At 70.1% G+C, this 23435-nt stretch carries 20 protein-coding genes; 12 read left to right on the top strand and 8 right to left on the bottom strand.

Features of this window, described 5'->3' with window-relative positions; all coding sequences use genetic code 11:
- Positions 1 to 3: 3 nt before the first annotated feature.
- From mraY to ACSHV8_RS47450, 3 genes are all read right to left on the bottom strand, one after another.
- On the bottom strand, positions 4 to 1107 hold the full coding sequence (gene mraY, locus ACSHV8_RS47440; RefSeq protein WP_436527058.1) for a phospho-N-acetylmuramoyl-pentapeptide-transferase: 1104 nt from the start codon (positions 1105 to 1107) through the stop codon (positions 4 to 6).
- 83 nt (positions 1108 to 1190) lie between these two features.
- Entirely contained in the window at positions 1191 to 1592 is a 402-nt protein-coding gene (locus ACSHV8_RS47445; protein WP_436527059.1) for a response regulator, read from the bottom strand.
- The gene (locus ACSHV8_RS47450; RefSeq protein ID WP_436527060.1) at positions 1589 to 4324 is read right to left on the bottom strand and encodes an ATP-binding response regulator; all 2736 of its coding nucleotides are present in this window, start codon (positions 4322 to 4324) and stop codon (positions 1589 to 1591) included. The genes ACSHV8_RS47445 and ACSHV8_RS47450 overlap by 4 nt, the downstream gene beginning before the upstream one ends.
- Before the next feature lie 90 nt (positions 4325 to 4414).
- Here ACSHV8_RS47450 and ACSHV8_RS47455 point away from each other — a divergent pair, with 90 nt between their 5' ends.
- From ACSHV8_RS47455 to dapB, 6 genes are all read left to right on the top strand, one after another.
- Complete coding sequence (locus ACSHV8_RS47455) at positions 4415 to 5347, top strand: bifunctional riboflavin kinase/FAD synthetase (RefSeq protein WP_436527061.1); 933 nt, start codon at positions 4415 to 4417, stop codon at positions 5345 to 5347.
- A gap of 93 nt (positions 5348 to 5440) precedes the next feature.
- Positions 5441 to 5710 (top strand): 30S ribosomal protein S15, encoded by a 270-nt coding sequence (rpsO, locus tag ACSHV8_RS47460; RefSeq protein ID WP_203745227.1) that lies wholly within the window; start codon positions 5441 to 5443, stop codon positions 5708 to 5710.
- Positions 5711 to 5900: 190 nt separating this feature from the next.
- Positions 5901 to 8228, top strand: coding sequence for a polyribonucleotide nucleotidyltransferase (locus ACSHV8_RS47465; RefSeq protein ID WP_436527062.1), 2328 nt, complete (start codon positions 5901 to 5903; stop codon positions 8226 to 8228).
- Entirely contained in the window at positions 8229 to 9560 is a 1332-nt protein-coding gene (locus ACSHV8_RS47470; RefSeq protein WP_436527063.1) for a M16 family metallopeptidase, read from the top strand.
- A 71-nt stretch (positions 9561 to 9631) separates the two neighbouring features.
- Positions 9632 to 10525 carry a phosphatase PAP2 family protein gene (locus ACSHV8_RS47475; protein ID WP_436537295.1) on the top strand — a complete coding sequence of 298 codons (894 nt, stop codon included), beginning with the start codon at positions 9632 to 9634 and terminating at the stop codon, positions 10523 to 10525.
- Positions 10515 to 11261 (top strand): 4-hydroxy-tetrahydrodipicolinate reductase, encoded by a 747-nt coding sequence (gene dapB / locus ACSHV8_RS47480; protein ID WP_436527064.1) that lies wholly within the window; start codon positions 10515 to 10517, stop codon positions 11259 to 11261. Before ACSHV8_RS47475 ends, dapB begins: the two co-directional genes overlap by 11 nt.
- Before the next feature lie 583 nt (positions 11262 to 11844).
- Here dapB and ACSHV8_RS47485 read toward each other — a convergent pair.
- Positions 11845 to 12399, bottom strand: coding sequence for an N-acetyltransferase family protein (locus ACSHV8_RS47485; protein ID WP_436527065.1), 555 nt, complete (start codon positions 12397 to 12399; stop codon positions 11845 to 11847).
- 9 nt (positions 12400 to 12408) lie between these two features.
- Positions 12409 to 12918 carry an N-acetyltransferase family protein gene (locus ACSHV8_RS47490; RefSeq protein ID WP_436527066.1) on the bottom strand — a complete coding sequence of 170 codons (510 nt, stop codon included), beginning with the start codon at positions 12916 to 12918 and terminating at the stop codon, positions 12409 to 12411.
- 24 nt (positions 12919 to 12942) lie between these two features.
- On the opposite strand from ACSHV8_RS47490, the gene ACSHV8_RS47495 reads away from it, so the two are divergent.
- From ACSHV8_RS47495 to ACSHV8_RS47515, 5 genes are all read left to right on the top strand, one after another.
- Positions 12943 to 14160 carry a winged helix-turn-helix domain-containing protein gene (locus ACSHV8_RS47495; protein ID WP_436527067.1) on the top strand — a complete coding sequence of 406 codons (1218 nt, stop codon included), beginning with the start codon at positions 12943 to 12945 and terminating at the stop codon, positions 14158 to 14160.
- Positions 14161 to 14177: 17 nt separating this feature from the next.
- Positions 14178 to 14711, top strand: a complete 534-nt coding sequence (locus tag ACSHV8_RS47500) for a DUF2752 domain-containing protein (RefSeq protein WP_436527068.1) — start codon at positions 14178 to 14180, stop codon at positions 14709 to 14711.
- Between the two features lie 26 nt (positions 14712 to 14737).
- Positions 14738 to 15631 (top strand): 4-hydroxy-tetrahydrodipicolinate synthase, encoded by an 894-nt coding sequence (gene dapA, locus ACSHV8_RS47505; protein ID WP_436527069.1) that lies wholly within the window; start codon positions 14738 to 14740, stop codon positions 15629 to 15631.
- A gap of 13 nt (positions 15632 to 15644) precedes the next feature.
- A complete protein-coding gene (locus ACSHV8_RS47510; RefSeq protein ID WP_436527070.1) occupies positions 15645 to 17333 on the top strand; it encodes a ribonuclease J in 1689 nt (562 codons plus the stop codon).
- A 161-nt stretch (positions 17334 to 17494) separates the two neighbouring features.
- Positions 17495 to 19063 (top strand): S1 family peptidase, encoded by a 1569-nt coding sequence (locus ACSHV8_RS47515; RefSeq protein WP_436527071.1) that lies wholly within the window; start codon positions 17495 to 17497, stop codon positions 19061 to 19063.
- A 45-nt stretch (positions 19064 to 19108) separates the two neighbouring features.
- On the opposite strand, the gene ACSHV8_RS47520 is transcribed toward ACSHV8_RS47515, so the two are convergent.
- Entirely contained in the window at positions 19109 to 19516 is a 408-nt protein-coding gene (locus tag ACSHV8_RS47520; RefSeq protein ID WP_436527072.1) for a YbjN domain-containing protein, read from the bottom strand.
- Between the two features lie 85 nt (positions 19517 to 19601).
- On the opposite strand from ACSHV8_RS47520, the gene ACSHV8_RS47525 reads away from it, so the two are divergent.
- Positions 19602 to 22100, top strand: a complete 2499-nt coding sequence (locus ACSHV8_RS47525; protein ID WP_436527073.1) for a DNA translocase FtsK 4TM domain-containing protein — start codon at positions 19602 to 19604, stop codon at positions 22098 to 22100.
- Between the two features lie 149 nt (positions 22101 to 22249).
- On the opposite strand, the gene ACSHV8_RS47530 is transcribed toward ACSHV8_RS47525, so the two are convergent.
- Together ACSHV8_RS47530 and ACSHV8_RS47535 are read right to left on the bottom strand one after the other, a co-directional pair.
- Entirely contained in the window at positions 22250 to 22705 is a 456-nt protein-coding gene (locus ACSHV8_RS47530) for a DUF3291 domain-containing protein (protein WP_436527074.1), read from the bottom strand.
- 33 nt (positions 22706 to 22738) lie between these two features.
- Positions 22739 to 23398 carry a helix-turn-helix transcriptional regulator gene (locus ACSHV8_RS47535; protein ID WP_436527075.1) on the bottom strand — a complete coding sequence of 220 codons (660 nt, stop codon included), beginning with the start codon at positions 23396 to 23398 and terminating at the stop codon, positions 22739 to 22741.
- Positions 23399 to 23435 lie beyond the last annotated feature (37 nt).

Consider the following 23435-nt stretch of genomic DNA (forward strand, 5'->3'; position numbering starts at 1 on the left):
TTCCTAGCCGACCGCGGCCAGGAAGTCCGAGTAGAACACGCCCAGGCCGGCCGCCACGCAGACACCGGCGATGGTCCAGAACCGGACCACGATGTTGACCTCGCTCCACCCGGCCAGCTCGAAGTGGTGATGCAGCGGCACCATCCGGAAGACACGTTTGCCGGTGGTCCGGTACGAGACGATCTGGATCACCCAGGTGATCGTGATGATGAAGAAGAGACCGCAGATCAGGATCGACAGCAGGGTGGTACGGGTCGCCACCGCGAGCCCGCCGATCAGGGCGCCGAGCCCGAGCGCGCCCACGTCACCCATGAAGATCCGCGCCGGGGACGTGTTCCACCACAGGAAGCCCAGGCAGGCGCAGGCCGCCGCCGCCGCGATCATCGAGATCTCCAGGGGATCCCGGACCTGGTAGCAGTATTCGCTCGCGCGGGCGTAGGTCGTGTCGGCGCACCAGTGCCGGTACTGCCAGTACCCGATCAGCGCGTACGCGCCGAGCACCAGCATCGACGCGCCGGTGGCCAGCCCGTCGAGGCCGTCGGTGAGGTTCACGCCGTTCGACATCGCGGTGATCACGAAGACGAACACCATCACCGAGCCGACCTTGCCGACGTCCAGCCAGCTGACGTCCCGGATGAACGAGATGTGCTCGCTGGCCACGGTCTGGCCGTTGGTGCTGGCCCAGTACAGGGCGGCGATGCCGAACCCGGTGCCGATGAGCGCCTGGCCGAGCAGCTTGCCCTTGGCCGACAGGCCGTCCGAGTTGCGCTTGCGGACCTTGAGGAGGTCGTCGACGAAGCCGACGGCACCGCAGAAGACGAACAGGCCGAGCAGGACGAGCGCCGTCATGGTCGGCTTCTCCTGCGCGATCTGCCGCTCGGGCAGCGTGGTCAGCGCGATGTGCCCGGCGACGTAGCCGACCAGGGTGGCCACGATGAACGCGACACCACCCATCGGCGGGGTGCCCCGCTTGCCCTCGTTCGAGGCGAGCCCGAGCGACCGGATCGGCTGCCCGGCCTTGAGCGCGGTGAAGACCCGGATCGCCACCGGCGTGATGAGCAGGGAGATGATGAACGCGACGGCCGCCGCGACGATGACCGCTCTCACGGCGCCCCCACCAATTGATCAACGATCATGGGGCACGATCTTGCCACCCGGCGGCGGCCCGAGCTCGTCCGGACCCCGGCCGGTCAATCCTTGAGGTGGCGGGCCACGGTCGCCACCAGGTCGGCCGCCGCGTAGGGCTTGTCCAGGAAGTCGTCGCAGCCCGCGTCGAGCGCCGCCTTCTGATCCTGCGGCAGCACACTCGCGGTCACCGCGACCACGACCGGTTTCGGCCGGCCCGGATCGGGTTCGCTCGCGGCCAGCTCCCGGGCCAGGGTCAGCCCGTTGCCGTCGGGCAGGTTCAGGTCGAGCAGGATCAGGTCGAACCCGCCGGCCCGCACACTCTCCCGCGCCTCCTTCAGCGTCGTCGCGTCGACCAGCTCGGCCCTGCGGACCGCGTCGACCGCCGCGCGCGAGAGCACGGCCTTGACCAGCATCCGGTTCAGTTCCTCGTCCTCGACCAGGAGGATGCGGTGCGGATCGTTCACTGGTCCTCCTTCAGCTCGACGCCGGCGGGCACGGGGCTGCGCAGCTGGATCGCGGTGGCCGGCGGGTGCGCGCCGCCGCTCGTACGCCGGGCCGCCGGATGCGCCGGGTGATGCGGGATGGCCGGGTGGTGCGACGCCGGGTGATGCCCGAGCAGCGGGGCCAGACTGTCCCAGCCGGCACCCCCGGCCATCGCCTCGGCGACCACCCCGCCGGCCATCGCGGTGGCGATCAGCGGGGCGGTGTCGCCCGGTGCGCGCTCGGACAGCGCGGCCGCGCTCAGCCCGAGCACCGGCGTGTGCCGCCCGGACGGGTCCTGCTCGATCGCGGCGAGCAGGCTGAACCCGTCGGCCGACGGGGACTGCATGTCGCAGACGATCAGGTCGAAGTTCTCGGCGCGGCTGCGGGCCAGGCCGTCCCGCCCGTCGGCGCAGGCCACCACGTCGGCGCCGCCGGCCCGCAGCCCGTCCTCGATGGCCTGGCGGACCGCGTCGTCGTGGTCGACCACCAGCACCCGCGGGGCGGGCCGGGCCGCGATCGCGTTGGACAGGGCGCTGAGCAGGGCCGGCTGGTCGACCGGCTTGATGAAGTAGTCGTGCGCGCCGAGCGCGAGCCCGGCCGCGGCCTCGTCCAGGATGCTGGCGAAGAAGACCGGCACGCAGGAGAGCGCGGCGTCGGCCTTGAGCCGGCGGATCACCTCCCAGCCGGAGATGCCGGGCAGCTCGACGTCGAGCACGATGGCGTCCGGGCGGTGGGCGCGGGCGACGGCCAGGCCGCTCTCACCGGTGCCGGCCACCTCGACGCGGTATCCGGCGTTGCTCAACTGGGTCTGCATCAGCTCGGCCGAGTGCGGGTCGTCCTCGACCAGCAGGACGTACGGCGCGTCGGCGGCCCCGGCCGCGCTGGGCCGGGCCACGGGCGCGGCCGGCATCCGTACGGCGAAGGAACTGCCCTGCCCCGGCGCCGAGGTCAGCGTGATCTCGCCGCGGTGGGCCTCGACCAGCCGGCGCGTCAGCGCCAGCCCCAGCCCGGTGCCCGCCTGCCGCCGATCCGGGTCGCCGACCTGCTGGAACTCCTCGAAGACCCGTTCCGCGTCGTCGTCGGCGATGCCCACCCCGGTGTCGGTGACGGTCACGCACACGTCCAGGTCGGTCCCGGTCGCGGTGATCGTGATGGTGCCGCCGGACGGGGTGAACTTGATCGCGTTGGAGAGCAGATTCTCCACGATCTGCCGCAGCCGGAGCCGGTCGGCCAGCGCGGTGACCGCGGCCAGGTCGGTCCGCACGGTGAGCCGCTTCTCGGCGAAGAGCGGGGTGAGCGAGGTGAGCAGCTCCTCGATCGCGGTGTCGACGCGGACCGGGGCGAGCCGCAGGTCCATCCGGCCGGCCTCGACCTTGGCCAGGTCCAGGATGTCGTTGATCAGGCCGAGCAGGTGCCGCCCGCTGCTGTGGATGTGGTCGACCCAGTCGGCCGGCACCCGGCGGCGGTCGCCCTCCGGTTCCTCCAGCCGCATCAGGTCGCTGAACCCGATGATCGCGTTGAGCGGCGTACGCAGTTCGTGGCTCATGTTGGCCAGGAAATTGCTCTTCGCCTCGTTGGCCCGGGTCAGCGCCTCGACCGAATGGCTCAGCTCGGACGCCAGCCGGCGCTCGCGCACGGTCACCGCCTGCCGTTCGGCCAGGATCCCGGCCTGCCCGCCGAGCTCGGCCAGCAGGCGCAGATCGTCGTCGCTGAACAGGTTGCGGTGCCGGTTGAACAGCAGCACCCAGCCCTCGACGTCGGGCGGGACGGGCATCCGCAGCACGGTCACGTAGTCGTCGCGCAGCTGCTGGCCGAAGTGCCGCAGCAGCGCCGGTTCGCCCTCGCGCAGCCGGGCCGGGCGGCCGGGCCGGATCAGCGCCGACGGGTCGGCCTGGATCGGCTCGTCGGGCAGATCGATCGGCGGACCGGCGTAGCCGGCCTGCTCCAGCGTGCCGTCGAGGCGGGGGAGGAGGACGGCGACCGCGTCGGCGCCGGTCTGCACGCGCATGATCTCGGCGTACGTCTGCCACACCTCCTCCGGCGAGTCGACCGGCGCGCGCAGCAGCCGCTCGGTGATCGAGTGCGCCGCCGACCCCGAGGCCAGCTGCCGCAGCCGGCGCGGCGGCACGAACGCGATGAGGTAGCCCACCCCGCTGACCAGGGCCAGGATCCGGCTGGCCGGGCGCAGGTCCGGGCTGCCGCCGGCCGCCGCCGCGCCGATCAGCATGACCATCACGGCGTACGTGAGGGTGGCGACCGCGGCGATCATCAGCCGGGCCCGGTTGGTCCCGGTCCGGGCGCGGGCCTTGCTGAACAGCAGACCGGCGGCGATCATCTCGGTGGCCAGGAAGTAGACGGCGGCGGTGAAGGCCAGCGCCCGGGGCAGCGGTCGCGGCGCCACGACCAGTGGGACGGCCAGCGCGATCCAGCCCAGCACCGCGCCGGCGATGAGCGCGCGGGACACGTGTCGCAGCCGGGCGGCCAGGCGCAGCATGAAGTAGGGCTGGGCCATCAGCGACAGCGCGGTCAGGGCCCCGGTCCGGGCCGGGTCGTCGGCGATCGTCCAGACCAGCGCGCACGTCCCGAAGACCAGGCTGAGGTTGCCCTGCATGGCGTCGCGGCGGTGCAGATAGCCGAAGAGAGCGCGCAGGAAGAGCACCGCGAAGGTGATCTCCGCGGCGAGCAGGACGAGGTAGGTCCACCCGACGCTCATATCGGTCTCAATCGTACCGATCCGGGCGCGTCGCAGAAGGAATACGCGATCGATACGCTATGGCTGACAACGAGGCGGAGGAGCTTTTCGATGCAGCGGTGGCGGGGATTGGAATCGGTTCCGGGTGGCTGGGGCCGCTCGGTCGTGACCATCGGCGTCTTCGACGGCGTGCACCGCGGACACCAGGCGATCATCGGGCACGCGGTGAAGCGCGCCCGGGACATGGGCCTGCAGTCGGTCGTCATGACCTTCGACCCGCACCCCTCCGAGGTGGTCCGCCCGGGTTCGCACCCGGCCGTGCTGACCGAGTCGGTGCGCAAGGCCGAGCTGATCGAGCAGCTCGGGGTGGACGCGCTCTGCGTGGTCCCGTTCACGCCGGAGTTCTCCCGGCTCAGCCCGGACGCGTTCGTCCACGACGCCCTGGTCGAGGCGCTGCACGCGGCCGACGTGGTGGTCGGGGACAACTTCCGCTTCGGGCACAGGGCGGCCGGTGACGTCACGCTGCTGGAGAGCCTGGGCCGCACGTTCGGGTTCACGGTCGAGGAGGCCCCGCTGGTCTCGGCCGACGGCGTAGTGTTCTCGTCGACGTACATCCGCAGCTGTGTCGACGCCGGGGACGTGCGCGCCGCGGCCGCCGCGCTCGGCCGCTCGCACCGCCTGGCCGGCGTGGTCATCCGGGGCGATCAGCGCGGTCGCGAGCTCGGCTTCCCGACGGCGAATCTGATGACCCACCGGTACGCGGCGGTGCCGGCCGACGGCGTCTACGCGGCCTGGCTGACGCGCGGCGGGGAGAATGCCGGCCGATGGCCGGCGAGCGTCTCGATCGGCACCAACCCGACGTTCGACGGACGGGAACGCCGGGTCGAGGCGTACGCGTTGGACTTCTCGGGTGACCTCTACGGCGAGCGGGTCAGCCTCGATTTCGTGGCGCATCTCCGCGAGCAGCGGAAATACGACGCCATCGAACCGTTGATCGCGCAGATCCAGGCTGACGTGGAAGAGACCCGAGTGTTGCTTCGGTGACCCCCTGGTAGGGTTCAAGTGTTCCGCCACGCCTGCCCGACGCCGCGGGTTGCGGAAAATTCCTTGAAGCGGCAACACAGAAGTTCGGAGAATATGGCGCTCGACCAGGACACCAAGAACAAGATCATGGGTGAGTACGCGACGAAGGAGGGCGACACCGGTTCGCCCGAGGTTCAGGTCGCGATGCTCACCAAGCGGATCGCCGATCTGACCGAGCACCTCAAGGTGCACAAGCACGACCACCACAGCCGTCGTGGTCTGCTGCTGCTGGTCGGTCAGCGCCGCCGCCTGCTGAACTACGTTCAGAAGAAGGACATCGCCCGCTACCGGACGCTCATCGAGCGCCTCGGCCTGCGTCGATAAGTTTCACCGGGGAGCGGCTTCGGCCGCTCCCCGCGTTTCACCACCCCACGGACCCGCGCGGCTCACACCGGCAGCACCGGTCTCCGGTAGTGGTTCCCAGGCAGTCTTACCTGGGTACTTCGATCGAAGACCGGCCATGTTGAAACGCGCTGTAGACCGCCGGGTCCTCGACGAATGAGGAGTACCTCACTTGACAGAGCAGACCGCTCTCGGAACCGAATCTCGCACGGCAGTCATCGACAACGGGTCGTTCGGCACCCGTGAGATCGTGTTCTCCACCGGACGGCTGGCCAAGCAGGCCGCCGGTTCGGTCATCGTCCAGCTGGGCGACACCACCGTTCTCTCCGCGACCACGGCCAGCAAGACGCCGAAGGAGCACTTCGACTTCTTCCCGCTGACCGTCGACGTCGAGGAGCGGATGTACGCGGCGGGCCGCATCCCCGGCTCGTTCTTCCGGCGCGAGGGTCGTCCCAGTGAGGACGCCATCCTTACCTGCCGCCTGATCGACCGGCCGCTGCGCCCGTCGTTCACCAAGGGCCTGCGCAACGAGGTCCAGGTCGTCGAGACCGTCCTCGCGCTCGACCCGGCTCACCCGTACGACGTCGTCGCGATGAACGCCGCGTCGATGTCGACCAAGCTCTCCGGCCTGCCGTTCAGCGGCCCGGTCGGCTCGACCCGGGTCGCGCACATCGACGGCCAGTGGGTCGCGTTCCCGACCATCGAGGAGCTCGAGCGGGCCACCTTCGACATGGTGGTCGCCGGTCGCGTGACCGCCGAGGGCGATGTCGCGATCATGATGGTCGAGGCCGAGGCCACCCCGCAGGCGGTCAAGCTGATCGCCGCCGGTGCCGTCGCGCCGACCGAGGAGATCGTGGCCAGCGGCCTCGAAGCCGCCAAGCCGGCCATCCGCGAGCTCTGCCGCGCGCAGAGCGAGCTGGCCGAGATCGCGGCCAAGCCGGTCGCCGACTTCCCGGTCTTCCTGGACTACCAGGACGACGTGTTCTCCGCGGTCAGCGACGCGGTGCGCGCCGAGACCGCCGAGGCCCTGAAGATCGCCGCCAAGCAGGACCGCGAGGAAGCTCTCGACCTGGTCAAGGCCAAGGCGCACGAGCTGCTCGACGAGCGGTTCGAGGGCCGGGAGAAGGAGATCAGCGCGGCGTTCCGCTCGGTCACCAAGTCCGAGGTTCGTCAGCGCGTCCTGCGCGAGCAGATCCGCATCGACGGCCGCGGCCCGCGGGACATCCGCCCGCTGACCGCGCAGATCGGCGTGCTGCCGCGGGTGCACGGCTCGGCGCTGTTCGAGCGGGGCGAGACCCAGATCCTGGGTGTCACCACGCTGAACATGCTGCGCATGGAGCAGGCGCTGGACACTCTCTCCCCGGAGAAGACCAAGCGCTACATGCACAACTACAACTTCCCGCCGTACTCGACCGGTGAGACCGGCCGGGTCGGTTCGCCCAAGCGCCGCGAGATCGGTCACGGCGCGCTGGCCGAGCGGGCGCTGGTCCCGGTCCTGCCGTCGCGTGAGGAATTCCCCTACGCGATCCGTCAGGTCTCCGAGGCCCTCGGCTCCAACGGCTCCACCTCGATGGGTTCGGTCTGCGCCTCGACGCTGGCCCTGCTCGCCGCCGGTGTGCCGCTGAAGGCGCCGGTCGCCGGCATCGCGATGGGCCTGATCTCGGACGAGGTCGACGGCAAGACGCAGTACATCGCGCTCACCGACATCCTGGGTGCCGAGGACGCGTTCGGCGACATGGACTTCAAGGTCGCCGGCACGAGCGAGTTCGTCACCGCCCTGCAGCTGGACACCAAGCTCGACGGCATCCCGTCGGACGTGCTGGCCGGCGCGCTGCAGCAGGCGCACGAGGCCCGGGCGACGATCCTGGCCGTGATGAACGCCGCGATCGAGGCCCCGGCCGAGATGAGCGAGTACGCGCCGCGGGTCACCAGCGTGAAGATCCCGGTCGACAAGATCGGCATGGTGATCGGCCCGAAGGGCCAGACCATCAACGCGATCCAGGACGAGACCGGCGCCGACATCTCCATCGAGGACGACGGCACGATCTACGTCGGCGCGACCAACGGCCCGGCCGCCCAGGCCGCGGTCGAGCGGATCAACGCGATCGCCAACCCGACGCTGCCCAAGGTCGGCGACAAGTTCCTCGGCACCGTGGTGAAGACGGCCGCGTTCGGCGCCTTCATCTCGCTGCTGCCCGGCCGCGACGGCCTGCTGCACATCTCCAAGGTGGGCGACGGCAAGCGGGTCGAGAAGGTCGAGGACTTCCTCAACGTCGGCGACAAGGTCGAGGTCTCGATCGCCGACATCGACCAGCGCGGCAAGATCTACCTGGACAAGGTCCGCCCGGAGGGTGAGGAGGCTCCGGCCGCCGCGCCGGCCGCCTCGGACAGCAAGCCCCGTGAGGACCGCGCTCCGCGGGCCGAGGGTGGTGGCGGCGGTGGCGAGCCTCGCCGGCGCCGTTCGCGCCCGGCGGGCGACCGCGGCGAACGCCGCGACTGAGTGACAGCGAACGACCGCGGGCCGGCCGAGAGGCCGGCCCGCGTTTCTACCAGGACCCTGCAGGACGGCGTCAAGAAAACCGTTCTGCCCAGTGGTCTGCGCATCATCACCGAGGCGATCCCGACCACCCGCAGCGCCGCTCTCGGCGTCTGGGTCGGCATCGGCTCCCGGGACGAGACCCCGGCCATGTCGGGCGCCTCCCACTTCCTGGAACACCTGCTCTTCAAGGGCACGCACAAGCGCACCGCGCTGCAGATCTCGGCCGAGATCGAGGCGGTGGGCGGCGAGACCAACGCCTTCACCACGAAGGAGTACACGTGCTACTACGCGCGGGTGCTCGACACCGATCTGCCGCTCGCGGTGGACGTACTGGTGGACGCGGTGGCCGACTCGATCCTTGAGCCGTCGGACGTGGAGACCGAGCGTGGCGTGATCCTGGAGGAGATCGCCATGCACGAGGACGAGCCCGGCGACGAGGTGCACGATGTCTTCGCCGAGGCGATCTTCGGTGACCACCCGCTGGGCCGGTTGATCTCGGGCACCCCGGAGTCGGTCACGCCGATGACCCGGAACCAGATCAACAACTTCTACCGCAAGCGGTACAAGGCACCCGAGATCGTGGTCGCCGCCGCCGGGAACCTGGACCACGCCACCGTGGTCCGGCTGGTGCGCAAGGCACTGGCCGGCACCCCGCTGGACACCGGCCCGGCCGACCCGGCCGCCCCGCGACCGGCCGACAAGCGGGTCCGGGTGCAGAAGCCGCACACCGTGGTCCTGCATCGCGACACCGAGCAGGCGCACATCGTGCTCGGCACGGTCGGCCTGAGCCGCTACGACGAGCGCCGGTTCGCCCTGGGCGTGCTCAACAACGTGCTCGGCGGTGGCATGTCGAGCCGGCTCTTCCAGGAGATCCGGGAGAAGCGGGGCCTGGCCTACTCGGTCTACTCGTACGGCAGCCAGTACGCCGACAGCGGCCTGTTCGGCGTCTACGCCGGCTGCGCCCCCGGCAAGGCGCCCGAGGTCCTCGACCTGATCCGCGCCGAGCTGGCCCGGGTGGCCGAGAGCGGAATCACAGCCGATGAACTCGTTCGGGGTAAGGGCATGGTCAAGGGGGCGTACGTCCTGAACCTTGAGGACACCAGTTCCCGGATGAGCCGGCTGGCCAAGTCCGAGCTTCTGCACGGTGACCTTATGGGTGTCGACGAGCTGCTCACGCGGGTCGACGCCGTGACGACCGTAGATGTCGAACAGGTTGCCACCGACCTGCTGTCCCGCAAACAATCCCTGGCCGTGGTCGGTCCGTTCGACGAGGGCGCGTTTCCCTCTGGTTAACCTTGGGTCCTGTGACACCGACGTCGGAGACCGCCCCACCCCGCTCGCTTCGGCGGCGCCGGACCATCGGCATGCTGGTTTGGGGGGTGGTCTTCGCCGTCGGGGTCTGGTTCATCGGGGTGCCGACGAGTGACCCGCTCATCGCGTTCGGCTGGCTGTGGCTGGCCACCATCGCGTGGCGCAACGACCGCCCGTGGCGCACCCACCTGCTCTTCCTGCGGGACTGGCTGCCGATCGCGCTGCTGCTGGTCGCCTACAACATCTCCCGCAGCTGGGCCGACGACTTCTTCGCCCCGCACGTGACCCCGCTGATCCGCGCCGACGAGGCATTCTGGGGTTGGCTGACCGGCGGTCAGGTGCCGACCACGTGGCTGCAGCATCACCTCTACCACTCCGGGCAGACCCCGTGGTGGCTGGCGATCGTCACGCTCGTCTACGTCTCGCACTTCCTGACCGTGCCGACCATCGCGGTGATCCTCTGGGTGCGGGCCCGGGAGCCGTGGGCCCGCTTCATGCGCCGCTGGATCACGCTGTGCGTGTTCGGCCTGATCACATACTTCCTCTACCCGGCCGCCCCGCCGTGGTGGGCCTACGAGCACGGTTATCTCACCGAGCCGGTGGCCCGGATCTCCACCAACGGCTGGGACGTGATCGGCCTGCACGGCGCCGGCAACACCCTGAACGCGCTGCAGGTCGAGCAGTCCAACCCGGTCGCGGCGATGCCCTCGTTGCACACCGCGTGGGCGATGATGGCCGTCGCGTTCTTCCTGCCCATGGTCCGCCGGCGCTGGTGGCCGCTGCTGCTGGCGTACCCGCTGGCCATGACGTTCACCCTGGTCTACACCGGCGAGCACTACGTCATCGACGTCCTGGTCGGATGGCTCTACGTCGCCGCCGTGTTCCTCGTCGTGGGCCGGGCCGAGCGCTGGTGGCAGGCTAGGTTAGGTTCAGCGGGTGACGACTGAACTGCTTCGCGTCGGTGTCCTCGGTGCCCGCGGCCGCATGGGTCTCGAGGTGTGCAAGGCGGTCGACGCCGCCCCCGACCTCGACCTGACCGCCCGGGTCAACTCCGGCGACCCGCTCGAATCCGCCGCCACCGCCCAGGTCCTGGTCGACTTCACCAACCCCGGCGTCGTCATGCCCAACCTGCGCTGGGCCGTCGAGCGAGGCATCCACGTCGTCGTCGGCACCTCCGGTTTCACCGACGAACGCCTCACCGAGGTCCGCACCCTGCTCGCGGCCAACCCGGGCGTCGGCGTCGTGATCGCCCCCAACTTCGGCATCGGCGCCGTCCTGATGATGCAGTTCGCCGCCCGCGCCGCCCGCTACTTCGACTCGGTCGAGATCATCGAACAGCACCACCCCCGCAAGCTCGACGCCCCCAGCGGCACCGCCATGCACACGGCCCGCCTGATCGCCGAGGCCCGCAAGGCCGCCAACTGCCCCCCGATGCCCGACGCCACGACGGAAGACTTCGGCGGAGCCCGCGGCGCCAACATCGACGGCGTCCACGTCCACGCCGTCCGCGCCGCCGGCCTGGTCGCCCACCAGGAAGTCCTCTTCGGCGCCCCCGGCGAGACCCTGACGATCCGCCACGACTCGCTCGACCGCTCCTCCTTCATGCCCGGCGTCATCCTCGCCGTCCGCGAGGTGGTCCGCCGCCCCGGCCTCACCCTCGGCCTGGACGACCTGCTCTCTTAAAGATCAAATTCAGCATTTCCCAGCGGGTCTGTGGTCCGGACCGTCGCTCCCGCGGGGACCCTTCCGGGCCTCGCAGGGCGCTGGCGCGCCCAAAACGCGAGCCCCTCCAGGGCGACGTGGTCAGGTGGCCGAGCTCCAAACCCCGCAACCCCCCGCCGGCGCCGAGTGCCGCCCCAAGGCACTTCCACAGCCGTGAGCGCCAGCCCACCACCCTCAGCTGGTGCTGAGTGCTGTTGCGGGCCGGTTTTGCAGCCGTGAGCGCCAGCTCGCTGGGCTCGGCTGGTGCTGAGTGCTGTTGTGGGGCGGTTTTGCAGCCGTGAGCGCCAGCTCGCTGGGCTCGGCTGGTGCTGAGGGCTGCTTCGAGGCCACGGACCAGCCGTGAGCGCCCGCCGGGGAGGGCCCACCGCCGTACCGCGGGAAATGACCCCGAGCGAAAGCGGCCGCGACCGGCGGCAGTCACCGTGAGCAGCGAGGATGGTGGCTGGGACGCAGAGAGTGACCGAGAGTCGGCCGTGACCGGCGGCAGCAACCGTGAGCAGCGGGGATGGTGGCTGGGATGCAGAGGGCGACCCCAGGGGCCCAGCTAGAGCGCCACATGCACCCGCATCTGCGGAACAAGCATGTCGTCCACATCCAACGCCCGCCCAGCCCCATCCGGCTCCCACCCGGCCGACGCCAAGAACTTCTGCATAGCCGCATCGGTGTCATAGACCCAGGCCACCGCCGCCCCGAATCCATCCTCCCGCCAAAGATCCACCGCAGCCGCCAACAGCCGGCTCCCATGCCCCCGCCGCCCCCACCGGGGTTCGATCAGCAGATCGGTAATCGCCGCCACCGAGACCGGCAACGGCGGCTCCTCCGGCGCCAGGGCCTGCTCATCAGCCGGCCCGGAAGCCACGAACCCCACGACATGTTCCGCGTCCTCAGCCTGCTCCACCGCGATCAGCACCCGATGCCGCGACGAGGGCGGCGCCACGATGGCCGAACTCCAGACCTCTTCCAGCACCCCCGCGTCCAACTGCGCGAGCACATGCGCCGGGAACATCCGCCGATATGCGGTCTGCCAGGTGCTGACCTGAATGCGAGCGATCTCCGCCGCGTCGGTGGGCCGCGCGGGACGGACGAAGCCGAGTGCCATGGCGGCAGCCTACAGAGGACGCGTGTACCGAAGTTTCGGCAGTTCGATCCCGGCGTCCAGGATCCGGTGTGTCGCGGTCACCCCGTCGGTGTTCATCCCGGCCCGTTCGTAGAATCGCCGCGCCCGCGAGTTGGCCGCCAGCACCCACAGCCGCATCTCCGGATAGCCTTCACCGGTCAGGGTTCGCACGGTCGCGGAGAACAGCCGCCATCCGGCGTCGGTGCCCCAGGCGAGCGGGTCCACGTAGATCGAGTAGAGCTCGCCGATTCCGGGGTCTTCCCGATCCGGTCCGCAGGTCGCGTGCCCGACGAGCACCCCGGAGCGCTCGGCCAGGACCGTGTGCCATCCGGGCTGCCCGTGGGTGGCCCGCCGCCGCCCGGCGAACAGTGCCGGATCCAGGGTCGCCAGGTGGGCTTCCGGCATCAGCCCGGCGTAGCTGGCCCGGATGCTGCGCACGTGCACCTCGGCCACCGCGTCGAAGTCTGCCGAGGTCATGGCCCGGATCACCGACTCTGTCATACCCCTGTTCTACTCTGCTGATCGATGACCACGCTCGAATCGCTCTCCGTCGCTCAGGCCCGCCGGATCACCCTGGCCGCTCAGGGTTTCACCGATCCGAAGCCGGGTGGCGCCACCGACCTGCGTCACCTGCGCCGGGTGCTGCGCCGCCTGCACCTGATCCAGATGGATTCGGTGAACGTGTTGCAGCGCGCCCATTTCATGCCGCTCTACAGCCGCCTCGGGCCGTATCCGCCGGCGCTGCTGGAGCGCGCGGCCTACAAGAAGCCGCGTGAGCTCTTCGAGTTCTGGGGTCACGAGGCTTCGCTGATCCGCGCCGAGTTGCAGCCGCTGTTCCGCTGGCGCATGGCCCGGGCCGGTGAGTATGCGTGGGGCGGCATGCGCCGCATCGTCGCCGAGCAGCCCGATCTGGTCGCCTGGGTGCTCGACGAGGTGCGGCAGCGCGGTCCGATCACGGCGAACGAGATCGAGCACGACGCCCCGCGCAGCAAGGACAACTGGGGGTGGAACTGGTCGGTCGTGAAGCAGGCGCTGGAGTGGCTGTTCTGGAGCGGTCAGGTCACCGCGGCCGAGCGCACCACCTCGTTCGCCCGGCGTTACGACCTGCCCGAGCGGGTTCTGCCGCCCGCGGTGCTGAATGCGCCGACCCCGGAGCCGGCCGACGCGTTCCGCACCCTGGTCGAGCTTTCGGCCCGCGCGCTGGGGGTCGCTGCCGAGGCCGAGTTGAAGGATTATTTCCGTCTGCCCACTCAGGCCGCCCGCACGGCGGTGGCCGAGCTGGTCGAGGCCGGGGTGCTGCGCCCGGTCGCGGTCCGCGGCTGGAAGCCGACGGCCTATCTGCACGCCGAGGCCAAGGTGCCCCGCCGGGTCGACGTGGCGACGTTGATCAGCCCGTTCGATCCGCTGATCTGGCAGCGGGATCGCACCGAGCGCCTGTTCGACCTGAATTACCGCATCGAGATCTACGTGCCGAAACCCCAGCGGCTGTACGGCTATTACGTCCTCCCGTTCCTGCTCGGCGACCGTTTCGCCGCCCGCGTCGACCTGAAGGCGAATCGGCAGTCCGGTGTCCTGGAGGTCCCGGCCGCGTGGCTGGAGCCGAGCGCCGACCAGGACGTGACGGCGCAGGCCCTGGCCGCCGAGCTGCGTCGCCTGGCCGGCTGGCTGGGTCTGGGGTCGATCGCGGCCCCGGTCGCCGGCGATTTCGCGGGCCCGCTGGCGGCGGCGCTGAAAGCGCTCTGAGGTGTAGCGTGACGCCCATGAGCGCCTGGTTGGAGTCTCAGCCGCTGCAGGGCCCTCCGGTGCCCCCGGACTGGCCGGCGTACAGGTTCTACGAGCCTCCCGAGACCGACCGGATCACCCGTTTCTTCGACCGGATCGCCGCCCGTTCCCCGATGTGGCTGGCCCCGCTCGCGGTGCTGGCCTGCATGGGTGGCGCGGTGGGCTACACGTTGATCACCGACCCGGTCGACGCGGGTGCCGGTGACGCTCCGACCTGCCTGTTGAAGTACACGACGGGTTTCGTCTGTCCGGGTTGCGGCGGCACCCGCGCGGCGTGGTATCTGTTGCACGGCAATCTCCCGGCGGCGGCCCGGCACCACGCGATCTTCGTCTTCGCGGTGCCGTTCCTGCTGTACATGTACGTGGCCTGGGCCGGCCGGAAACTCTTCCGGTGGCGGATTCCGCAGCTGACGATCACTCCGGGCGCGATGATCACCTTCATGGCGGTGTGGGCGGTCTGGAGCGTGCTGCGTAACCTGCCCTGGGCTCCGTTCACCGCTTTCTACGTGTGACCGAGGCGTCCGATAGGTTGTCAGGTATGACGCACGACCCGCGGCCCTTCGGACGGCTGCTGACCGCCATGGTGACCCCGTTCACCCCGGACGGCTCCCTGGACCTCGAGGGCGCCGCCCGCCTGGCCGCGCACCTCGTCGACGAGCAGCGCAACGACGCGCTCGTGATCAGCGGCACGACCGGTGAGTCCCCGACCACGACCGACGCGGAGAAGGAGTCTCTCCTGCGTGCCGTGATCGAGGCGGTCGGTGACCGGGCCCAGGTCGTGGCCGGTGTCGGGACGAACAACACCGCACACACCATCGAGCTGGCCCACGCCGCGGAGAAGGCGGGCGCGCACGGTCTGCTGGTCGTGACGCCGTATTACAACAAGCCCCCGCAGGCGGGTGTCGAGCGGCATTTCCGGGCCGTGGCCGACGCGACCGGCCTGCCGATCATGGTTTACGACATCCCGCACCGGGCCGGCACGGCGATCGCCACCGAGACCATGTGCCGGATCGCCGAGCACGAGCGGGTCGTCGCGGTCAAGGACGCCAAGGGCGATCTGATCGCCAGCTCGTGGGTGCTGAGCCGGACCGATCTGGCCTACTACTCGGGGGACGACGCGGCCACTCTGCCGCTGCTGTCGATCGGCGGGGTCGGCCTGGTCGGTACGTCGTCACACTTCACCGGTGTGCCGGCCAAGGAGATGATCGAGGCGTACGAGACGGGCGACACGATCACCGCGCTGGCTCGCCACCGGCAGGCTCTACCGCTGTTCACCGGCATCTTCCGTTCACCGGGGACGATCCTGGTGAAGGCCGGTCTGAGCGCGAAGGGGCTGCCCGCGGGCCCGGTCCGGTCGCCGCTGGTGGACGCGAGCGACGAGGAATTGAAGCAACTTCGCCAGGACGCCGCGGCGGCCGGCATCGTGCTCTGACAGGAAGAGGCGAATGAGTCAAGCTCACGTGGAGCTGGGTCCGCCGCCGCCGCTGCCGGAGGGCGCCCTGCGCGTCATCCCGCTCGGTGGGCTGGGCGCCATCGGCCGCAACATGACGGTTCTGGAGTTCGACGGCAAACTGCTGGTGATCGACTGCGGGGTGCTCTTCCCCGACGTCGAGCAACCCGGTGTGGATCTGATCCTGCCGGACTTCGCGCCGATTCTGGACCGTCTCGAGGACATCCAGGCGATCGTGCTCACGCACGGTCACGAGGATCACATCGGTGCGGTGCCGTACCTTCTGGCCCACAAGCCGGACATCCCGCTGGTCGGGTCCGAGTTCACGCTCGCCCTGGTCGAGGCCAAGCTGGCCGAGCGGCGGCTGGATCCGTACACCTTGACCGTCCGCGAGGGCGGCATCGAGCGGCTCGGGCCGTTCGAGTGCGAGTTCTTCGCGGTCAATCACTCGATCCCGGACGCGCTGGCGGTCGCCGTGCGCACGCCGGCCGGGCTGATCCTGCACACCGGCGACTTCAAGATGGACCAGGTCCCGCTGGACGGGCGGATCACCGACCTGGCCGGTTTCGCGCGGCTCGGGGCCGAGGGTGTCGACCTGCTGCTCTCCGATTCGACGAACGCCGAGGTGCCCGGTTTCGTGGCTCCCGAGCGGGACATCGGGCCGGTGCTGAGCCGGATCTTCGGCAAGGCCAAGGGCCGGATCATCGTGGCCAGTTTCGCCTCCCACGTGCACCGGGTCCAGCAGGTCATGGACGCCGCCTGGGAGTTCGACCGCAAGGTCGCCCTGATCGGCCGGTCCATGGTCCGCAACATGGGCATCGCCCGTGACCTGGGTCTGCTGCGCATCCCGGACGGGCTGCTGGTCGGCCTGGACGAGGCCACCCACCTTCCGCCGGACGAGATCGTCTTCATGTCCACCGGGTCGCAGGGCGAGCCGATGAGCGCCCTGGGGCGGATGTCCACCGGCGATCACCGGCACATCACCATCGAGTCGGGTGACACGGTCGTGCTGGCCAGTTCGCTGGTGCCGGGCAACGAGACCTCGGTCTACCGGGTGATCAACCAGTTGTCCCGGGCCGGCGCCACGGTCATCCACAAGGAGACGGCGAAGGTGCACGTCTCCGGGCACGCGCCCGCCGGCGAGCTGCTGTTCCTGCTGAACGTGACCCGGCCGAGCAACCTGATGCCGGTGCACGGCGAGTGGCGTCACCTGCGGGCGCACGCGCAGCTCGGCATCGAGTCCGGTGTCGCGCCGGACCGCGTGGTCCTTTGTGAGGACGGTGACGTGGTCGACCTGGTCGAGGGTCACGCTCGCGTGGTCGGCCGGGTGAAGAGCCGCTATGTCTACGTGGACGGTCTCGCGGTCGGTGACGTCAGTGAGTCGCTGCTGACCGAGCGGCGGATCCTGGGTGACGGCGGGTTCATCTCGGCCACGGTGATCATCGATTCGGTGACCGGCAAGGTGGTCGGCGAGCCGAGCATCTCGGCCAAGGGCTTCTCCGAGGACCCGGACGCCTTCAATCCGGTGATTCCGCTGCTCACGGCCGCGCTGCACCGGTCCGCGGAGGACGGCATCACCGACTCCCACCAGCTGCAGCAGGTGGTTCGGCGGACGGTCGGGCGCTGGGTGAACGACGCCTATCGCCGCCGCCCGATGATCGTTCCGACGGTGGTCGAGGTCTGACGGCCGTACGAAAGCAAAAGGTTTAAGGGTTTCTTAGTAATTGCTGTGAAACCTGTGAAAGTCGATTTACGCCTCGTCCGTTTCAACCTTCTTCGGACGAGGTGCGTATTCCCTGGCACGGCGCCGCCCCCACGGCGCCCGTGGCGGAGGGAGTACTCCAGATGCAGCGCAGATCGATCGCCGTAGCTGCGGCGGTAGTGGCGGCGACCGCGGCGGCGGTCGCCTTCACTCTGCCGTCACTGGCCGGCACCACGCCGGAGAGTGGCAGCAGCTCGACGAAGGCGAGCGGGGCCGGGGGTGTTTCGCCCGACCTGCTGGCGGCGATGAAGCGTGACCTGGGCCTCGACGCCGCACAGGCGACCACCCGGCTGAAGCGCTCGAAGTGGGCCGGCGGGGTCACCGCGACCCTGGCCGCGGCCACCGGCGACAGTTACGCCGGCGCGTGGCTGGCCAAGGACGGCACCACCCTGAAGGTCGCGGTGACCGATGCGGACGCGGCCGCCCAGGTGAAGGCCGCCGGCGCCGTGCCGGTGCTGGTCAAGCGCAGCGAGGCCGAGCTCGACGCGGCCAAGACCAAACTGGACGCCAAGGTGAAGTCGGCCGGCGACCTGACCGGTTGGTACGTCGACGCCCCGAGCAACAAGCTGGTCATCGTCGCGCAGCCGGGCGACCAGGCCGACGCGCTGACGTTCGCACGCAAGGCCGGCGTCTCCACCGACTCGGTGACCGTGCAGATCAGCAACCGCAAGCCGAAGCCGCTCTTCGACGTGCGCGGTGCCGACCCGTACTTCATCTCGCTGGACGGCGGCACGGCCCGCTGCTCGATCGGCTTCTCGGTCGAGGGCGGTTTCGTCACGGCCGGCCACTGCGGCACGCCGGGTACGACCACCACCGGCTTCAACAACGAGGCCCAGGGCGTGGTGAAGGCGAGTGTCTTCCCCGGTGACGCCGACATGGGCTTCGTCGAGGTCAACGGCGACTGGACCCCGCGTCCGGTGGTCAACGACTTCAAGGGCAACGAGCTCCCGGTGGCCGGTAACACGGAGGCGCCGGTCGGCGCCGCGGTGTGCCGTTCCGGCTCCACCACCGGCACGTTCTGCGGCACGATCCTGGCCAAGAACCAGACGGTCCAGTACCCGGAGGGTACGGTCACCGGCCTGACCCGCACCGACGTCTGCGCCGAGGGCGGCGACTCCGGCGGCCCGTGGCTCTCCGGCGACCAGGCCCAGGGTGTGACCTCGGGCGGTTCCGGTGACTGCACGGTCGGCGGCGAGACGTTCTTCCAGCCGGTCAACGAGATCCTGGCCGAGAACAACCTGACCCTGGTGACCACCGGGGCCGAGGAGGGCGGGGCCACCGCGGCGCCGACCGACTCGGCGACGGCCGCCCCGACCGGGTCGGCCGCGGCCCCGGCCGACAACGCCTGCGCCGACCTGCCGGTGCAGCGCAGCGGTTCGCTGGCCAAGTCCGGCACCGGCCAGATCCAGCCGGACGGCGGCGCCTTCCGGGCCCGCGCCGGCCAGCACGTGGCCTGCCTGACCGTGCCCGACGGGGCCGATTTCGACCTGGTCCTGCAGCGCCAGACCAAGAACGGCTTCAAGACGGTCGCGAAGGCCACCGGCACCGGTGACAAGACGCTCAGCGTCAACCAGCGGTCCGGCACCTTCCGGTACGTCGTGGTCGACTCGTCCGGCAGCGGCGACTACTCGCTGGGCTTCAACGTCCAGTAACGAAGCGATGTGACATGGCCGGGACCACGATGGTCCCGGCCATGATCAGTTCTTGAGCTCGCCCAGCGACTCGCCCAGCCGGCAGCCGGTGGCGATGCCGCAGAGCAGCACCTGGTCGAGCTGTTCCATGGTCAGGCCGCGCTCGAAGTCGGTCGAGACCTCGCCGACCACGACGACCGTCCCGTCGTCGGTGACCTGCACGTACGCCTTGGGCCAGAGCTGATCACGGTTCCAGGTGTTGCAGAACTCGTAGAGCCGTGGCACGTCCTCGACCGTGAAGATGTGCTGCATCATGGCCCTGATCTGCAGCATCTCCTTGTTCTGGCCGAGCCGGAAGAAGTAGATCAGATTGCCCTGGAAGTTGCCCGCGATGTCGCCGTCCGCATCGACGAAGTACGCGAACCCGCGTGCGTCCATCGCGGCCTTGATCATCTCGTTGTCGAGTGTCTCCACCTCGTGATGTTAATCGCCAGAAAGCGAAGACTCGTCACGGTGTGCCGTCTCGATGGGTTGGGCGCGTCCGGCTACGGTGTCTCCCATGGCGGGCCGTACTCCTCCGGCGGGCCGGGGCCGCGCCGCGTCGACCACGCGCGGCGCCGCGACCACGCGCGCCCGGCAACCGGCGGCGCGCCCGGTGAAGAAGACCACGGCGGCGGCGCGCAAGCGTCCGGTCGCCAAGAAGGCACCGCCCGCGATCGGTCCCGGGGTCACCCGGGGTGTCGCCGCGATCTGGATGAGCCTGGCCCACAGCGTCGGCTGGGTCGCCCGCGGCGCCGGGCGCAACGCCCGCAACATCGGCCCGGAGCATCGCCGTGACGGCGCCGGCCTGCTCCTGCTCGGCTTCTCGATCCTGACCGCGGTCGCCGTCTGGGCGCACAGCGCCGGTCCGGTCGGTCAGCGGCTGGCCGACGCCGTGCACCTGTTCTTCGGCGGTCTGGGGATCTTCCTGCCGCTGCTGTTCTTCTACGGCGCGATCCGGCTGATGCGCGAGCCGGTCGACCCGGAGCATCGCGGCCGCAATCCGGTCGGCTGGTCGGCGGTCATCATCGCCACCGCGAGCCTGCTCTACATCTCCGACGACCCCCGCGACGACATCGCCCTGACCGGCAACGGCGGCCTGCTCGGTTACGGCGTGGGCTCGGTGCTGGAGCGCGCGGTCAGCGCCTGGGTGGCCGTACCGTTGCTGATCCTGCTCTTCGTCTTCGGTCTTCTGGTGATCACGGCGACGCCGATCAACAAGATCCCGGAGCGGTTCATGCTGCTCGGGGACATGGTGCTGGGCCGCGGTTCGGACACGCGCCCCCGTCCGGTCCTCGAAGCCGATGACGACGACGAGGAGCCGGAGGAGGCGCCGGTCAAGCCGCGCCGCCCGGCCCGTCGCCGCCAGGCCGCGGCGGCCACGACGACGCCGCTGGACGACCTGCTGGAGCCCGAGGAGCCCGAAGAGGACCTGATCCTGCACGACACGGTCGCCCTGCCGAAGGTGCCGGCCAGCCGCAAGAAGCCGCCGCCCGGCCACTCGGCGCCCCCGGTGCAGGCCGAGCAGCTGGAGATCTCCACGGTCGACAGCAACGGCTACCACCTGCCGCCGCCCGATCTGCTGTCGGTCGGTGCCCCGGCCAAGGCCCGCAGCCGCGCCAACGACGAGATCATGGCCGCCCTCACCGGCGTGTTCGACCAGTTCAACGTGGACGCGATGGTCACCGGCTTCACCCGGGGCCCGACGGTCACGCGGTACGAGGTGGAGATCGGCCCGGGCACCAAGGTGGAGCGCATCACCCAGCTGTCGCGCAACATCGCGTACGCGGTGAAGTCCCCGGACGTGCGGATCCTCTCGCCGATCCCGGGCAAGAGCGCGGTCGGCGTCGAGATCCCGAACACCGACCCGGAGAACGTGTCGCTCGGCGACGTGCTGCGGTCCCCGGTCGCCACCCGGGATCACCACCCGATGGTGGTGGCGCTCGGCAAGGACATCGAGGGCGGCTTCGTCGTGGCCAACCTGGCCAAGATGCCGCACATCCTGATCGCCGGCGCGACCGGCGCGGGCAAGTCCAGCTGCCTCAACTCGCTGCTGGTGAGCCTGCTCTCCCGCGCCACGCCGGACGAGGTGCGCCTGCTCCTGGTCGACCCGAAACGGGTGGAGATGACGGCTTACGAGGGCATTCCGCACCTCGTCACCCCGATCATCACCAACCCGAAGAAGGCCGCCGACGCCCTGGAGTGGGTCGTCCGCGAGATGGACATGCGCTACGACGACCTGGCCGCCAACGGGGTGCGGCACCTGGACGACTTCAACCGCAAGGTCCGCAGTGGTGAGATCGTCGCGCCGCCGGGCAGCGAGCGCGTGATGAAGCCGTACCCGTACCTGCTGGTGATCATCGACGAGCTGGCCGACCTGATGATGGTCGCCCCGCGCGACGTCGAGGACTCGGTCGTCCGCATCACCCAGCTGGCCCGCGCCGCCGGCATCCACCTGGTGCTGGCCACCCAGCGCCCGTCCGTCGACGTGGTCACCGGCCTGATCAAGGCCAACGTGCCGTCGCGACTGGCCTTCGCGACGTCGTCGCTGGCCGACTCCCGGGTCATCCTCGACCAGCCCGGTGCGGAAAAACTGCTCGGCCGCGGTGACGGCCTCTTCCTGCCGATGGGCGCCTCGAAACCGACGCGCATCCAGGGCGCGTGGGTCGACGAGAAAGAGATCGCCGCGGTCGTCAAGTTCTGCAAGGACCAGCGCGAGCCGGAGTTCCGCGAGGACGTCACCGAGGCGCCGGTGAGCAAGAAGAAGGAGATCGACGAGGAGATCGGCGACGACCTGGCCCTGCTCATCCAGGCGATCGAACTGGTCGTGACCAGCCAGTTCGGCTCGACGTCGATGCTGCAGCGCAAGCTGCGGGTCGGCTTCGCGAAAGCCGGCCGCCTGATGGACCTGATGGAGACCCGCGGCATCGTCGGCCCGTCCGAGGGCAGCAAGGCCCGCGACGTCCTGATCAAACCGGACGAGCTGGAGGAGTCGCTCGCGTCCCTCCGGGTCGATTAAAAGATCAAATTCACATTCTTTTTTGCCTCGGTCCGCCGGGGTACAGACCGTCGCTCCCGCGGGGACCCTTCCGACCCTCGCAGGCCGCTGGCGCGGCCAGAACGCGAGGCCCGCAAGGGCGACGTGGTCTTTTGGTCGCGGTCAGAGCCTCAGATCAAGACCGGCGCGGGGAACGTCTCGCGGAAGGTGAAGGCCTCCGGGGCCGGGCCGTTGGCCCGTAGCCGGTCGAGGCGGGCGATGCCCTGCGTCAGCGTCGGGATCTCGCCGACCGGCAGCCACCACATCACCAGCGCGGCCTCGGGCCCGTGCGGATGGAACCACTCACGACGCCGCCGCAGGTAGTCGAGGTGCTCGCTCTGATACGCATACGCCCGCAGGTGATCGGCGGACTCCCAGACCGAGAGCGTGTAGATCCGGCTCGGGTCGGCCTCGGTGTGGACCGTGCCGTCGCCCGCCTCCTCGGCGAGCCGCCACACGAACCCCGGCGACCGGTCGGCCAGCGCGTTCATCAGCGCGATGCCCTCGGCGAACTCGGTCATCGACGGGTCTTCCAGCGGCGCTCGGAGCCGGGCGGTGTTCAACTGGGCCAGGTGGAAGTCGGTCATGCCGTCCAGCATGACCAGCCCCGTACTCTAATGTCAATCGTTTTGATTTTTAGAACAGACGGCCACGCAGCACCGTCCGGGCGCCGCATCCATCCGGGCCTCCCAGGCGTCGTCGAGCCCGGCCCCGGACAGCAGCCCCTCGACCATGGCCAGGTTCATCCCGCAGATCACCGGCGGGAACTGCTCGGCCAGCCGATGGAACGGACAGTTCCGCAACTCGATCCGCCCGGGCCCGTCGGCCACCGGCGCGTAACCGTGCCCGGTCAGCACCTCGACCACGTCACCGTCCCCGGCGACCCGCTTCCCGTGCCGTTGGGCCACCCGGTTCAGCACGTTCTCCGCGCCGGCCTCCTCCAGGGCCTCGGCCAGCAGCTCGGCCGCGGTCCGATAGGCCCGCGGCGGCACGCTGACCGCGTGCTCGGCGGTCGCCACGTGATAGAACTTCGCCGGCCGCCCGGCCCCCGGCCCGGTCCGGCCCGACCGGCGCGCGTAGGAGATGTCCAGCAGCCCGGCCGCCACCAGTTTGTCCAGGTGGAACGCGGCGAGCGTGCGCCCGACGCCGAGCGCCTCGGCCACCTCGTCCCGGCCGATCGGCCCGGTCCCGTCGGCCACCACCCGGTACGCCCGCCGCCGCACCGGGTCGGCGAGACTGGCCAGCGCGTCGAGATCGTCGAGGTCTTCCGAAGTCGTCACCCGGCAATCGTATTGTCAACGGGACTTGGCACTAGAG

Origin of the sequence: Actinoplanes sp. HUAS TT8 (assembly GCF_051380535.1) — a bacterium.
Lineage (GTDB): Bacteria > Actinomycetota > Actinomycetes > Mycobacteriales > Micromonosporaceae > Actinoplanes.